General features: G+C 71.0%; 15 protein-coding genes. 4 read left to right on the top strand and 11 right to left on the bottom strand.

The window, feature by feature from the left end:
* Positions 1-38 precede the first annotated feature (38 nt).
* Together ABZX67_RS10290 and ABZX67_RS10285 are read right to left on the bottom strand one after the other, a co-directional pair.
* The gene (locus tag ABZX67_RS10290) at positions 39-1,364 is read right to left on the bottom strand and encodes a class I SAM-dependent RNA methyltransferase (protein WP_355356890.1); all 1,326 of its coding nucleotides are present in this window, start codon (positions 1,362-1,364) and stop codon (positions 39-41) included.
* 67 nt (positions 1,365-1,431) lie between these two features.
* Positions 1,432-3,483 carry an APC family permease gene (locus ABZX67_RS10285; protein ID WP_355356888.1) on the bottom strand — a complete coding sequence of 684 codons (2,052 nt, stop codon included), beginning with the start codon at positions 3,481-3,483 and terminating at the stop codon, positions 1,432-1,434.
* A 248-nt stretch (positions 3,484-3,731) separates the two neighbouring features.
* On the opposite strand from ABZX67_RS10285, the gene ABZX67_RS10280 reads away from it, so the two are divergent.
* The gene (locus ABZX67_RS10280; protein ID WP_355356886.1) at positions 3,732-4,400 is read left to right on the top strand and encodes a TrkA family potassium uptake protein; all 669 of its coding nucleotides are present in this window, start codon (positions 3,732-3,734) and stop codon (positions 4,398-4,400) included.
* Positions 4,400-5,080, top strand: a complete 681-nt coding sequence (locus ABZX67_RS10275; RefSeq protein ID WP_355356884.1) for a TrkA family potassium uptake protein — start codon at positions 4,400-4,402, stop codon at positions 5,078-5,080. Before ABZX67_RS10280 ends, ABZX67_RS10275 begins: the two co-directional genes overlap by 1 nt.
* Before the next feature lie 86 nt (positions 5,081-5,166).
* Here ABZX67_RS10275 and ABZX67_RS10270 read toward each other — a convergent pair whose 3' ends face one another.
* From ABZX67_RS10270 to ABZX67_RS10250, 5 genes are all read right to left on the bottom strand, one after another.
* Positions 5,167-5,883: a DUF3159 domain-containing protein gene (locus ABZX67_RS10270; protein WP_355356882.1), complete on the bottom strand. Its 717-nt coding sequence runs from the start codon at positions 5,881-5,883 to the stop codon at positions 5,167-5,169.
* 3 nt (positions 5,884-5,886) lie between these two features.
* Positions 5,887-6,285 carry an OB-fold nucleic acid binding domain-containing protein gene (locus ABZX67_RS10265; RefSeq protein ID WP_355356880.1) on the bottom strand — a complete coding sequence of 133 codons (399 nt, stop codon included), beginning with the start codon at positions 6,283-6,285 and terminating at the stop codon, positions 5,887-5,889.
* Between the two features lie 177 nt (positions 6,286-6,462).
* Complete coding sequence (locus tag ABZX67_RS10260) at positions 6,463-7,236, bottom strand: DUF3710 domain-containing protein (protein WP_355356878.1); 774 nt, start codon at positions 7,234-7,236, stop codon at positions 6,463-6,465.
* A 1-nt stretch (position 7,237) separates the two neighbouring features.
* Complete coding sequence (dut, locus tag ABZX67_RS10255) at positions 7,238-7,759, bottom strand: dUTP diphosphatase (protein WP_355356876.1); 522 nt, start codon at positions 7,757-7,759, stop codon at positions 7,238-7,240.
* Positions 7,759-8,334, bottom strand: coding sequence for a PaaI family thioesterase (locus ABZX67_RS10250; RefSeq protein ID WP_355356874.1), 576 nt, complete (start codon positions 8,332-8,334; stop codon positions 7,759-7,761). The genes dut and ABZX67_RS10250 overlap by 1 nt, the downstream gene beginning before the upstream one ends.
* Before the next feature lie 58 nt (positions 8,335-8,392).
* Here ABZX67_RS10250 and ABZX67_RS10245 point away from each other — a divergent pair, with 58 nt between their 5' ends.
* Positions 8,393-8,884, top strand: a complete 492-nt coding sequence (locus ABZX67_RS10245) for a DUF3093 domain-containing protein (protein ID WP_355356872.1) — start codon at positions 8,393-8,395, stop codon at positions 8,882-8,884.
* A 6-nt stretch (positions 8,885-8,890) separates the two neighbouring features.
* Here the strand turns inward: ABZX67_RS10245 and ABZX67_RS10240 are convergent, their stop codons facing one another.
* The 4 genes from ABZX67_RS10240 to ABZX67_RS10225 all read right to left on the bottom strand — a co-directional run bounded on the left by ABZX67_RS10240 (position 8,891) and on the right by ABZX67_RS10225 (position 12,436).
* Positions 8,891-9,835 carry a hypothetical protein gene (locus tag ABZX67_RS10240; RefSeq protein WP_355356870.1) on the bottom strand — a complete coding sequence of 315 codons (945 nt, stop codon included), beginning with the start codon at positions 9,833-9,835 and terminating at the stop codon, positions 8,891-8,893.
* Positions 9,836-9,848: 13 nt separating this feature from the next.
* Positions 9,849-10,145 carry a DUF4193 domain-containing protein gene (locus ABZX67_RS10235; RefSeq protein WP_003955561.1) on the bottom strand — a complete coding sequence of 99 codons (297 nt, stop codon included), beginning with the start codon at positions 10,143-10,145 and terminating at the stop codon, positions 9,849-9,851.
* 407 nt (positions 10,146-10,552) lie between these two features.
* On the bottom strand, positions 10,553-11,779 hold the full coding sequence (locus ABZX67_RS10230; RefSeq protein WP_355356868.1) for an ATP-binding protein: 1,227 nt from the start codon (positions 11,777-11,779) through the stop codon (positions 10,553-10,555).
* Positions 11,780-11,782: 3 nt separating this feature from the next.
* Positions 11,783-12,436: a response regulator transcription factor gene (locus ABZX67_RS10225; RefSeq protein WP_355356866.1), complete on the bottom strand. Its 654-nt coding sequence runs from the start codon at positions 12,434-12,436 to the stop codon at positions 11,783-11,785.
* Positions 12,437-12,781: 345 nt separating this feature from the next.
* On the opposite strand from ABZX67_RS10225, the gene ABZX67_RS10220 reads away from it, so the two are divergent.
* A complete protein-coding gene (locus ABZX67_RS10220) occupies positions 12,782-12,958 on the top strand; it encodes a hypothetical protein (protein ID WP_355356864.1) in 177 nt (58 codons plus the stop codon).
* Positions 12,959-12,969: the final 11 nt, after the last annotated feature.

Below are 12,969 nucleotides of genomic sequence, written 5' to 3'. Positions count from 1 at the left end.
ACAGGTCGAGTAAGCAACGGAGCCCACGAATCCGCAGCTCAGCGACCCTTGTCGGCCGGCTCCAGGATCGCCACGCACTCCACATGGTGCGTCATCGGAAACAGGTCGAACGCCCGCAGCGTCCGCACCTTGTACCCCGCCTCGCGGAAGTACGCGAGGTCCCGGGCCAGGGCCGCCGGGTCGCAGGCGACGTAGGCGATCTTCCGCGCTCCCAGGCTCGCCAGATGGCGGACCGTCTGCTTGCCGGCGCCCGCGCGGGGCGGGTCCAGGACGATGAGGTCGACCTGGGTGATACCCGTGCGCGGCAGGGCCTGCTCGACCTTGCCCTGCTCGATGCGGACCCGGTCGAAGTGCTGGAGGTTGTGGCGGGCGTCCTCCACCGCGCGCTTGCCCGACTCGATGCCGAGGACCGCGCCCTTGTCGCCGACGCGGTCGGCGAGCGCGCCCGCGAAGAGGCCCGCGCCGCAGTAGAGGTCCAGGGCGGTGTCGCCCTTGCGGGGCAGCAGGCCCTGCATCACGGCGCGCACCAGGGTGTCGGCGGCCTTCGGGTGGACCTGCCAGAAGCCGCCGTTGCCGACGCGGTACGTGCGGTCGTCGGCGCGCTCGCGGACGAAGGGGCGGCCGTGGACGCGGTGCACTCCCCCGTCCTCGGCGACCCGCAGCACCGACACCGGCTTGTCGAGCTCGACGAGCGGGAGGCGGGCGCCGGGGCGCGGGGTGAGCACGACCTGGCGGTCCTGCGAGCCGGTCGCGGCGATCGCGTCGACCGCCTCCATGCCGGACCAGTCGCGCTTCTCGATGCCGAGCTCGCTGACGCCGGGCGCCGCGATCAGGCAGCGGTCGATCGGCTGGACCTCGTGCGAGCGGTGCTTGCGCAGGCCCGCGCGGCCGTCGGCGTCGACGGCGTACTGCACGCGCGTCCGCCACGCCGGCACCTCGCCGGCCGGGACCTTGTCGCCCTCGGCCGGCATGACGGTGCCGTCCCAGCCCGCCTCCTCGGGGGTCAGGCCGGCGAGCCGCTCGAGCTGCTCGGCGACGACCTCGCCCTTCAGCCGGCGCTGGGCGCCGGGCTTGGCGTGCTGCCAGTCGCAGCCGCCGCACTTGCCGGGCCCGGCGTACGGGCAGGGTGCCTCGACCCGGTCCTTCGACGCCTCCAGGACGCGGACGGCGTCGGCGCGCAGGAAGCGGGAGTCCGCGCCGCCCTCGGTGACGCGGGCGACGACCTTCTCGCCGGGCAGCGCGTGCCGGACGAAGAGCACGCGGCCCTCGTCGGTGCGGGCGACGCAGTGACCGCCGTGTGCCACGGGGCCGACCTCGACCTCGTACTCCTCACCGACGAGTGACGAGTCAGGTGCGTTCTGCATGGCGGGGTGGCTCCAGAAGTAGACAGGGCTGCCGGGGCGGCAGCCCACCAGTCTACGTGGCCGGAGCTCATCCCTTCGCCGTCGGTTCCTTCGGGCGCTCGTCGAACATGCCGCGGCGCACCGAGCCCGGCGCGTTCCACTCCTGGCGCTTCTTGGCCCGCTTCTTCGCGAGCTCCGAGGAGCGCAGCTGGTACGGCACCGAGGTCACCATCACACCCGGGGTGAACAGCAGCCGGCCCTTGAGGCGCAGGGCACTCTGGTTGTGCAGCAGGTGCTCGTACCAGTGGCCGACCACGTACTCCGGGATGATCACGCTGACCGCGTCGCGCGGGCTCTCGCGCCGCAGCGACTTGACGTAGTCGATGACGGGGCGGGTGATCTCGCGGTAGGGGGAGTCGAGGATCTTCAGCGGGACGTTGATCCCGCGCCGCTCCCACTCCGCCTTGAGCGCCTTGGTCTCCGCCGGGTCGACGTTGATGCTGAGCGCCTCCAGCTTGTCGGAGCGCATCAGCTGCGCGTACGCGAGGGCGCGCAGCGTGGGCCGGTGGACCTTGGAGACCAGGACCAGGGAGTGGACCCGGGACGGGCGCACGGTGTCGTCCGTGGGGCCCTCGGGGGCGGCGATCTCGTCCGCGACGCGGTCGTAGTGCTTACGGATCGCGGTCATCGTCCCGTAGAAGATCACCATGCCCAGCAGGGCCACCCAGGCGCCGTGCGTGAACTTCGTCGCGAGGACGACGACGAGGACCAGGCCGGTGAAGAAGGCGCCGAAGGCGTTGATCGCGCGGGAGCGGATCATGCGGCGGCGGGCGGCGGGGGCCGTCTCGCTCCGCAGGTGGCGGTTCCAGTGCCGGACCATGCCGGTCTGGCTGAGCGTGAAGGAGACGAAGACGCCGACGATGTAGAGCTGGATGAGCTTGGTGGAGTCCGCCCCGTACAGCCAGACGAGGAGGATCGCGGCGCCCGCGAGGAGCACGATGCCGTTGGAGAACGCGAGCCGGTCGCCGCGCGTGTGCAGCTGGCGCGGCAGGTAGCGGTCCTGGGCGAGGATCGAGCCGAGGAGCGGGAAGCCGTTGTACGCGGTGTTCGCGGCGAGGAACAGCACGAGCGCCGTGGCCGCGGCCAGCAGCACGAAGAAGAAGGTGCCGTCGCCGAAGACGGCCGCGGCGACCTGCGAGATCACCGGGTTCTGTACGTACTCGGGGCCGACCGGCACGCCGTCGCGCAGCAGGTCGTGGGCGGGCTGCTCGGCCATCTTGACGTCGGTGGCCATGGCGAGGCCGATGATGCCGCAGAACATGGTGACGGCGAGGCCGCCCATGAGGGCGAGGGTGGTGGCGGCGTTCCTGCTCTTCGGCTTGCGGAAGGCGGGCACGCCGTTGCTGATCGCCTCGACGCCGGTCAGCGCGGCGCAGCCGGAGGAGAAGGCGCGCAGCAGGAGGAAGACGAGGGCGAAGCCGGCCAGTCCCTGGTGCTCGGGCTTGATCTCGAAGTCGGCGGTCGGGGCCTTCATGGTCTCGTCGTCGAGGACGATGCCCTTGTAGGCGCCCCACAGGATCATGATGAAGACGCCGGCGACGAAGACGTACGTCGGGATGGCAAAGAGCTTGCCGGACTCCTTCACCCCCCGCAGGTTCATGATCGTGAGGAGGAGGATTATCGCGATGGCCGAGAAGACCTTGTGCTCGACGACGAACGGGACGGCCGAGCCGAGGTTCTCCACGCCGGAGGAGATGGAGACGGCGACGGTCAGGACGTAGTCGACGAGGAGCGCGCTGGCGACGGTGAGTCCGGCCTTGGGGCCGAGGTTGGTGTTGGCGACCTCGTAGTCGCCGCCGCCGCTCGGGTAGGCGTGGACGTTCTGCCGGTACGACGCGACGACCGTGAACATCAGGACCACGACGGCCACGGCGATCCACGGGCTGAAGTGGTACGCCGACACTCCCGCGATGGAGAGGACCAGCAGCACCTCGCCGGGCGCGTACGCCACCGAGGAGAGCGGGTCGGAGGCGAAGACGGGGAGCGCGATGCGCTTGGGGAGGAGGGTTTCCCCCAGCCTGTCGCTGCGCAGAGCCCGGCCGATCAGGATCCGTTTGGGCACGTCGGTCAGTTTGGACACGCAGAGGATCGTAAGCGTTCGAAAAGGGACGCGCCCACCCGCCACCTCTTACCGTCACGGAATCTCTGCCGGACGTCTCCATCGATGACGCGAGCCGTACGCCTGCGCCGATGCGGGTCCGAACGGCGTGGCGGCATAAGCTCGTCATCGGGCAACACCGCACCGCAGGCTGAGAGAGAGAAGTGAGCAGGGTGTTTACGCAGGTCGGCTTCGTCGGCAGAGTCACCAGGAGTGCGGGGTAACCAGGCGTGCACATCGTCATCATGGGCTGCGGGCGAGTGGGAGCCGCACTCGCGCAGACCCTGGAGCAACAGGGGCACACCGTCGCCGTCGTCGACCAGGACCCCACGGCGTTCCGGCGCCTGGGCTCGGGCTTCGGCGGGCGGCGCGTCACGGGGGTCGGCTTCGACCAGGACACGCTGCGTGAGGCGGGCATCGAGGAGGCCGGGGCGTTCGCCGCGGTGAGCAGTGGTGACAATTCCAACATCATCGCGGCGCGGGTCGCGCGCGAGATGTTCGGCATCGAGAACGTCGCGGCCCGGATCTACGACCCGCGGCGCGCCGAGGTGTACCAGCGCCTCGGCATCCCTACGGTCGCCACCGTGCGCTGGACCGCGGACCAGATGCTGCGGCGGCTGCTGCCGTCCGGCGCGGAGCCGCTGTGGCGGGATCCGAGCGGCGGGGTGCAGCTCGCGGAGGTGCACACGTCGGCGGCGTGGATCGGGCACAAGATCAGCAGGCTGCAGGAGGAGACGGGCGTCCGCGTGGCGTTCCTCACCCGGCTCGGCGAGGCGGTCCTGCCGACGTCGCAGACGGTGCTGCAGGAGGGCGACCTCGTCCACGTGATGATGCGTACGGACGAGATCGAGAAGGTCGAAGCGGCGTTCGCCGCCGGCCCCGAGGAGGACGGTCACTGATGCGCGTCGCTATCGCGGGCGCCGGCGCGGTGGGCCGTTCCATCGCCGGCGAGCTGCTGGAGAACGGGCACGAGGTCCTGCTCATCGACAAGGCGCCGACCGCGATCTCGGTGGAGCGGGTGCCGCAGGCGGAGTGGCTGCTGGCCGACGCCTGCGAGATCACCTCGCTGGACGAGGCGGCGCTGCAGCGGTGCAACGTCGTCATCGCGGCGACGGGCGACGACAAGGTGAACCTCGTCGTCTCGCTGCTGGCCAAGACCGAGTACGGGGTGCCGCGCGTGGTCGCGCGGGTCAACAACCCGAAGAACGAGTGGCTCTTCAACGAGGCGTGGGGCGTCGACGTCGCCGTCTCCACGCCGCGCCTGATGTCGGCGCTGGTGGAGGAGGCGGTGAGCGTCGGCGACCTCGTCCGGCTGCTGCGCTTCAGCCACGGCGACGCGAACCTCGTCGAGCTGACGCTGCCGCCGGAGTCGGCGATCGCCGGTACGCAGGTGGGCGATGTGGCGTGGCCGCAGGACACCTCGCTGGTGACGATCATCCGCGGCTCGCGCGTCCTGACGCCGAGCCCGGAGGAGACGCTGGAGGCGGGCGACGAACTGCTCTTCGTCGCGGCCCAGGCGCGCGAGGAGCAGTTGGAGGACCTGCTGTCGGTCCGCCAGGGCCAGGACACGACGGGCTGAGCCCGGGGCCGCGCGGCGCAGACGAAGGGGCCCCGGCGTACCGCGCGAGCGATACGCCGGGGCCCCTTGGCGTGGTCGCGAGGCCGTCAGACCTCGTTGTGCTGGGCCGTCGCCGCCTTGCGGGCCTTCTCCGCGGCCTCTTCCGCCTCCATCTCCGCGAATACGTCGATCGGCGGCGGCGCCTTCTTCAGGAAGACCCACGTCAGGTACACCGCCAGCAGGAACGGCGGGATCTTCAGGGCGACCAGGACCCAGCCGAGCTGCGTGGTGTCGGCCCACCAGTACAGCGGGAAGAGGATCGCGCACTTGGCGAGGAGGATCAGGCCCCAGGCCCAGCTGGCCTTGGCGTACGCCTTCTTCCGGCCGGGGTTGCGGGTGCGCCAGGAGAGGTTCTCCTTGAAGACCGGGCCCAGGACCAGGCCGATCAGCGGGACGCCCGCCAGCGTGGTGATGATGTAGGCGAGGCCGAGGCCCAGCGTGTACAGCATGCCCGGCAGGTAGAAGTCCTTCGCGTTGCCGGTCATCATCGCGAAGATCACGCCGAAGGCGACGCCGAAGACACCGCTGAACGCGTGCTTGACCGTGTCCCGGCGCACCAGCCGTACGGCCACCAGCAGCAGGGAGACCCCGAGCGCCGCGAGCGCGGACAGGTGCAGGTCCTTGTTGATGGTGTAGATCGTGACGAAGAGCAGGCCGGGGAGGACGGTCTCCACCATGCCCCGTACGCCGCCGAAGGCGTCGAACAGGGCGGCTTCGGTCACGGCTTTGTTGTCGTCGGGGGTCGGCGTGTCGGGAGACGTCACCGGCTACTCCTGTCCGAGCGGTCGGAGCTCGTATTTGGGGTTGAAGAGGACCCGGCGGCCGTGGCTCATGGAGACCCGGCCGGAGGCGATGAGCCTGCGTCCGGGCTCTATGCCCACGATGGAGCGCCGGCCCAGCCACACCACGTCCAGCGGGGCGGTGCCGTCGAAGAGCTCGGCCTCCAGCGCGGGTACGCCGGCCCGCGGGCGCAGGGTGACCGTCCGCAAGGTACCAGTCACCGTGACGATCTGCCGGTCGGAGCAAGCCGAAATGGGCGTGCACCCCGACGCCTGGGCGTCCTCCTGCAGCTCCTCGGATTCCAGGTCGCCCTGGGAGCTGGACAGCCGGTCGAGCATGCGGCGGAACCGGCCGGCCGGCTTGTCTGTACGCGGTGCAGCACTCATACAGAAAGCGTACCTAGGGCTCTCAGCGGTAGCCCATGCCCCGTTCGATGGTGTAGGGGCGCGGGGAGGGACGGGCACGGAGAGGGCCCCCACTGGCCTCGGCCGTGCCCCGCGGCACCGTGCGGCACGGCCGCCCCGTCAAGCCCACGCCCCCGTCAAGCCCACGCCCCGGTCGGCTCAGCGAACCTCGGTGATCTCCGGGCCCCGCTGGAGGTGCCCCATGCCGCCCGAGAAGCGCGAGGACTCCTGGTCCTCCTGCTGGACGCCCTCGGGCACCATCTGCGCGTCGTTCGGCAGCTTCAGGACGATCGGGTCGCGCGGCGCCATCGGCCCCTCGCCCCGGACGACCACGGTGTCGCGGAAGATCTGCTCCAGCAGTCCGGCGGTCTGCGGCTGCACCGCGCCCTGGCCGGAGATGACGCCGCGCAGGAACCAGCGCGGTCCGTCCACACCGACGAAGCGCACCAGCTGCACGCCGCCGGTGCCGTCGGGCAGCTGCACCGGGACCTGGGCGCGCAGCTCCCAGCCCAGCGGGCCCTCGACCTCGTCGACGATGCCGCCCTGCTGGGTGATGCCGGAGGCGATCTCCTCGCGGACCTCGCCCCAGATGCCTTCCTTCTTCGGCGCCGCGAACGCCTGCAGCTGGATGGCGCTGTCGCGCAGCACCACCGTCGCGGCGACGATCGCGTCACCCGCGACCTCCACGCGCAGTTCCATGCCCTCGACTCCGGGCACGAACATGCCGCCCAGGTCCACGCGGCCCTCGTCGGGCCGGGAGACCTCGGAGATGTCCCAGGGCCCGTCGGGCCGGGGCGCCGGCGGAAGGTTCACGCGGCGCGGCTCGTCCTGCGCCGCGTCGTCGGTGTCGACCTCGTCGACGACCTGCTCGGCCTCGCGCGCCACGTCCGCTGCGTCCTCAGCGGCCCTGCTCTTCTTGCGACGTCCGAACACGTCACTGTCCTTCCCGGTCGGATACGACCGAAGCGTATCGATTCCCACCCGTCCAGCCCTCCACGGCGGCATGACCGCCGGTGGACCCGAAGCCCCCCTCGGCCCGCGCCGAGCCGGGAAGCTCCGCCACCTCGTGGAAGCGGACCCTCTCGACTTGCTGAACGACCAGTTGGGCGATCCGGTCGAACCGTTCGAACCGCACGCTCTCGCGCGGGTCCAGGTTGACCACGATCACCTTGATCTCCCCACGGTACCCGGCATCCACCGTGCCCGGGGCATTCACGAGAGCCACTCCGCAGCGGGCGGCGAGCCCGGAGCGGGGGTGCACGAAGGCCGCGTACCCGTCGGGCAGGGCGATGGACACCCCCGTGGGCAGGATCGCGCGCTCGCCGGGCGCCAGTTCGGCGGCCGCGGTGGTGACAAGATCGGCGCCCGCGTCGCCCGGGTGCCCGTACGACGGAATCGGCACCTCCGGGTCCACGCGGCGGATCAGTACGTCGACGGGGTTACGGCTCTGGGACATCAGGGGTTCACCTCGAAGGCGCGGGCGCGCCGGACCTGGTCGGGGTCGGCCATGGCGGCCCGGATCTCCTCCGGGCGGCCGTTGTCGATGAAGTGATCGACCTTGACCTCGATGAAAAGGGCGTCGGCGCGGACGGCCACGGGCCCCTCGGGCCCGCCGATCCGCCCGGTCGCCCGGCAGTAGATCTTGCGGCCATGGACGGCGGTGACCTCGGCCTCCAGGTGCAGCACGGTGCCGACGGGCACCGGGCACACGAAGTCGGTCTCCAGCCGGCCGGTCACGGCGATGACCCGCAGCAGCCAGCTCAGCGATCCGAGCGTCTCGTCGAGCGCGGTGGCGAGCACGCCGCCGTGCGCCAGCCCGGGTGCGCCCTGGTGGTCGGTGGTCACCGTGAACTCGGCGGTGACGCTCACGCCCTCGCCGGCCCGCGCGGCCAGGTGCAGTCCGTGCGGCTGGGCGCCGCCGCAGCCGAAGCAGTGCTCGTAATGGGCACCGAGGAGCTCGCCGGGGGCGGGCGCCTCGGGGTGCCGTACCGGCGGTATGGCCTCGGCGGGGGGCGTCAGTGCAGTGGTCACAGCCGCAGACCTTACCCGCGCGGCCGCCCCCTGGGCGCACCGTGCCAAGCTTGGGTGTATGCAGCCTTCCGCACCGGCTTCCGCCTCCTCTGCCGCCCCTGCCGTACCGCTGTACGACGAACGTCTCACCGCGCCGCGCTCCTGGTGGCTGATCGCCGCCCTCATCGGGCTGTCGGGCGCGCTGATCGCCCTGCCTCTGGGCACGCTGCCGATGCTCGGCGGCCTGATCCTCGCGGGTGCGGCGGCGGCGATCGGCGTCAGCGCGTACGGCTCCGTCCGCGTCCGCGTGGTGGCGGGCTCGCTCGTAGCGGGGGACGCGCGGATTCCGGTGTCGGCGCTGGGTGAGCCGGAGGTGCTGGACGCCGAGGAGGCGCGCGCCTGGCGGACGTACAAGGCGGATCCGCGCGCGTTCATGGTGATGCGCGGGTACGTGCCGGAGGCCGTACGGATCGAGGTGACGGATCCGGCGGACCCGACGCCGTACGTGTACGTCTCCAGCCGCGACCCGAAGGCCCTGGCGGCGGCGCTGGCCGCGGCCCGCGCGGCCTAGAACGGCTTAGAAGCCGAGCTCCTTGGGGTTCTCCGGCTGCTCCAGCGGGGGCAGCTCGGGGAGGGCGTCCCAGGGCACCTGGCGGGTGCGCAGGTCCTTGCGGATCTGCTCGGCGAGGTTCTTGGTGTCGCGCCGGTTCATCATGGCGCCGACGGCGGCGCCGACCATGAACGGCATCAGGTTGGGCAGGTTGCGCACCATGCGCTTGGTGATCCGCTGGCGCAGCTCGCGCTTCATCCGGCCGCCGAGGGCGGCGTTGATGGTGGTGGGTTTGGTGACGTCGATGCCGCGCTCCTCCGTCCAGGAGGTCAGGTAGGCGGTGGCGCGCTCCCTGAGGTTGCCCGGGGGGCGCTGGCCGTAGACCTCGTGGAGCTCGGCGATGAGCTTGAGCTCGATCGCGGCGACGCCGGTGATCTCCGCGGCCAGCTCGGCCGGCATCGCGGGCGGCACGGGGAGCATGGCGGCGGCGCCGACGCCGGCGCCCACCGTGGAGGTGGCGTTGGCCGCGCCCGCGATCAGCTTGTCGGCGATCTGCTCGGGGCCGAGGCCCGGGAACTGTCTGCGCAGCGTGGCGAGGTCGCGGACGGGGACGCGCGGGGCGTTCTCGATGAGCCGGTCGGCGAGGTGCGAGAGACCGGCGCGTGCGCCGTCGCGGCCCTTGCGTACGCCGCGCCGGACCGCGTCGACGGCTTCGAGGCGCCGTCGGGCCTTGGTGGGGTGCTGCTGTGCCGGTAGGCCGCGTCCCGTGGGTCCGGCCTCGGCGGCTGCTTCGAGCGAGGCCGAAGGGCCCCGCTCGTCGTCACGCGCGCCGGGGGAGGGCAGGAGGGCGGAGTGCTCGGCGGGCGCGTCCTGCGCGCCTGGTGCCGTGCCTGTGCCGCCCTGGTACGCCTCCGGCTTCCGGTGGAGGTGGAGCCGGAAGCGTCGCTTCCGAGACGGGGTGTCGCCTGCCACGGCCGACCGGACCTCAGTCGCAGTCTCGGCAGATCGGCTGGCCGTTCTTCTCGCGGGCCAGCTGGCTGCGGTGGTGGACCAGGAAGCAGCTCATGCAGGTGAACTCGTCAGCCTGCTTGGGCAGCACCCGGACGGCCAGTTCCTCGTTCGAGAGGTCGGCGCCCGGGAGCTCCAGGCCCTCGGCGGCCTCGAACTCGTCGACGTCGACCGTCGAGGTGGACTTGTCGTTCCGGCGGGCCTTCAGTTCTTCAAGGCTGTCCGAGTCGACGTCGTCGTCGGTCTTGCGTGGGGTGTCGTAATCCGTTGCCATGTCGCTCTCCCCCTCTGGGTGTTTGCGGTGTCTCCAGCGCACGTAACGCGTGGGAGGCCGGTCTTGTGCCCGACCTGAGGCGGAGATTTTGCCTCACATCAAGGTCTGTTACTCAATCGACACCCAACCGGACCCCTCTGGAGTGCTCGGGTTTGGGTGGCGAAGCGGACCGTACACGGTCCCGGAGTCGCGCCCGGCGGGCGCCACCCCGTGTACTTCCCGTGATCCAGGGCCCTGGAAACCCGGACTTTTCCTGGTTTTCCGGGGGAATTCTTGATCACGGAGAGTAGGTGGCCGGAATTGCTCCTTTGTGATCGATCACACACGGTCAACGCGGGAACGGGTCCCGAAAATTCCGCGCAAAGCGAACACAGTCGCGACCGCGGCCGCGCGCCGTCCTTCCCTGGTCAGACGGGAAGGGTGACACGCATCACCAGGCCGCCGCCCTCGCGGGGCTCCGCGATGATACGGCCTCCGTGGGCCCGCGCGACGGACCGGGCGATCGAGAGCCCGAGTCCGACACCCTTGTCACTGCCGGTGCGCTCCTGCCGCAGCCGCCGGAAGGGCTCGAAGAGATTGTCGATCTCGTACGCGGGTACCACCGGTCCCGTGTTCGACACCACCAGCACGGCCTGGCCGGCCTGCGTCTCGGTGGTGACCTCGACCCAGCCCTCCTCCGGCACGTTGTACCGCACGGCGTTCTGCACCAGGTTCAGCGCGATTCGCTCCAGCAGCACACCGTTGCCCTGGACGACGGCCGGTCCCCGCTCGCCGCGGATCTCCACGTCCTTCGCCTCGGCCTCGCCGTGCACCTGGTCGATGGCGCGCGAGGCCACCTCCGCCAGGTCCACGGGCTTGCGCTCCACGATCTCGTTGTCGCTGCGGGCGAGCAGCAGCAGGCCCTCCACGAGCTGCTCGCTGCGCTCGTTGGTGGCCAGCAGCGTCTTGCCCAGCTGCTGGAGCTCCACCGGCGCCTCGGGGTCCGAGAGGTGGACCTCCAGCAGGGTGCGGTTGATCGCCAGCGGTGTGCGCAGCTCGTGCGACGCGTTGGCGACGAACCGCTGCTGCGCGGTGAAGGCCCGCTCCAGCCGGTCGAGCATGTCGTCGAAGGTGTCGGCGAGCTCCTTCAGCTCGTCGTCGGGGCCGTCCAGCTCGATGCGGCGGCTCAGGTCCGTACCGGCCACGTTGCGGGCGGTACGGGTGATCTTGCCGAGCGGGGACAGGACGCGGCCCGCCATCGCGTAACCGAAGGCGAACGCGATGACGCTCAGGCCCAGCAGCGCGAAGAGCGAGCGGCGCAGCAGGTCGTCCAGGGCGTGCTGGCGCTGCGCGTTGACGCAGGCGTTCATCGCGCGGTTGGCCTCGTCGGCGGTCGGCGCGTACGGGAACTCGCAGCTCTCGCTCTGCAGCCGGCCCTCGACGATCCGGAACGGCAGCTCGCTGCCGATGTGGAGCGCCTGCGCGGCCAGCAGGTAGATGATCGACAGCAACAGGATGCCGGCGATCAGGAACATGCCGCCGTACAGCAGCGTGAGCCGTATCCGGATGGTGGGCCGCAGCCAGGGGCGGACCGGTTCCCTGGGGTCCCAGGTCGGCTTCGGGGGCGCCTGAGGAGGCACCGGAGTCGTGGCCACGGGTCAGATCCGGTAACCGGAGCCCGGCACGGTGACGATCACCGGCGGCTCGCCGAGCTTGCGGCGCAAGGTCATGACGGTGACGCGGACGACGTTGGTGAACGGGTCCGTGTTCTCGTCCCAGGCCTTCTCCAGCAGCTGCTCGGCCGACACCACCGCGCCCTCGCTGCGCATCAGCACCTCCAGCACCGCGAACTCCTTCGGCGCCAGCTGGATCTCCCGGCCGTCGCGGAAGACCTCGCGGCGGTTCGGGTCCAGCTTGATGCCGGCCCGTTCCAGGACCGGCGGCAGCGGCACCGTCGTACGCCGCCCGAGGGCCCGTACGCGTGCGATCAGCTCACTGAACGCGAACGGCTTCGGCAGGTAGTCGTCGGCGCCGATCTCCAGGCCCTCCACGCGGTCGCTGACGTCGCCGGAGGCGGTGAGCATCAGGACGCGGGTGGCCATGCCCAGGTCCACGATCTTGCGGCAGACGTCGTCGCCGTGGACGAGCGGCAGGTCGCGGTCGAGGACGACCACGTCGTAGTCGTTGACCCCGATACGCTCCAGGGCGGCCGCCCCGTCGTACACGACGTCGACGGCCATGGCCTCCCGGCGCAGTCCGGTGGCCACCGCATCGGCGAGCAGCTGCTCGTCCTCGACGACGAGTACGCGCACGGCGCTGTTCCTTCCTCCGAGCCCGGATCCGGGCGAATGAGCAGATGACTGTGGGTATCCATCCTGCCCCTTACGCGCGTAAACCGGCTGTAAGGCGGCCTGCGGGCGGCCCGGGACGGGGGCGGCGGCACGGAGTCGGCACCGGGAATTCACCGGATTCACGAATGACTTGAGGTTTCTGTGAGGTAGCTCTGGGGGAGGACGACTGCACACCCGAGATCACGCCGTGTCTGTGGCACGCCACGAACCGCTCTGTCCCCCAGAGGTGCCGTGCGTGATCGAGAACCCGATCGACCGACCCTCGGCACACCCCCGTGCCACCGACCCATGACGAGGGGGCGCACGATGGACGCTTTCACCGCAGGACTGCTGCAGCGCATAAGGGCCACGGAGACCCACCTCACGCAGGCGCGCGAAACGGGCGACGACTTCCTGGCCGATGTCGAGCAGGAGGAGCTCGACGACCTGCGCCGAATCGCCGCCGAACACGGCGTGGAGATCGGCACCCCGCAAATCGCCTGAGGTACGCACGC

The sequence above is a fragment of the Streptomyces sp. NPDC003036 genome (assembly GCF_040611175.1).
Lineage (GTDB): Bacteria > Actinomycetota > Actinomycetes > Streptomycetales > Streptomycetaceae > Streptomyces.
Note: the sequence above shows the minus strand (reverse complement) of the source record. Positions and strands in the feature narration are given on the sequence as shown.